This window comes from Lederbergia ruris, assembly GCF_018332955.1.
Lineage (GTDB): Bacteria > Bacillota > Bacilli > Bacillales > Bacillaceae_C > Lederbergia > Lederbergia ruris.
In genome coordinates, this window is the sequence record NZ_BORB01000109.1 from 1 (window position 1) to 679 (window position 679).

The following is a 679-nucleotide window of genomic DNA, read 5'->3' on the forward strand; positions in this document are numbered from 1 at the left end:
CCTTCTTCACTATTGACCGCTTCCATGTGGCACGCGACATTCAGAGGATTTTTCGGGGCCATTCCCGTTACAAGGCCATTCGGAAGGCACTCGCTGCCTATGATGGAGAGAAGCTGCTCATTGAATTAAACAGCGCGGTCGGTACCCTTGAAAAGGAAAGCAAAGAGGAAAAGCTGGAAGAGCTGATCAAGCAGCTGGAACAATACCCGGAAGCCCTGGGCGATTACAGGAAGTGGCTCGAGGAAAAAGGGATCGACACAAAAGGAATGCGGGCGATGGGCAGCGCTGAGGCAACCATGAGGGTGTTTGCCCGTCGCATGAAAAACGGCCGGAGCTGGGTGGCGGAAGGGATGAAGGCCATGATGACAGGCCTCATCGGGCACCTGGATAAACTATCCCTCCGTACATTGATTGGTCAGGTGGAGGCATGGACAAAGGAGAAAGAGGAGAAACCGCCAAGATATTACCGGGAGAAGCTAAAAAGTACTGTCGGTGAAGCTGTAAGGGGCAATCTGCCATACTTAAGCCAAAAAGCAAACATTCCCGTATATCGTGCTTTAAAAGAGCTGTCCGGTTTTTAAAAATGGAAAAATAGTCGACTTTGGAGAACCCTGAAAGTATGAGAGTGCTTACAAAATTAAAGGGCGAAAATTTCTGCCCACAAATACTTGACTCAAAC

1 protein-coding gene is annotated in these 679 nt (G+C 49.2%); it reads left to right on the top strand.

The genetic code is table 11. From position 1 onward, the window contains the following. A partial coding sequence (locus KI363_RS21625) for a UPF0236 family transposase-like protein (protein ID WP_212967615.1) occupies positions 1-581 on the top strand: 581 nt, incomplete at its 5' end. Positions 582-679: the final 98 nt, after the last annotated feature.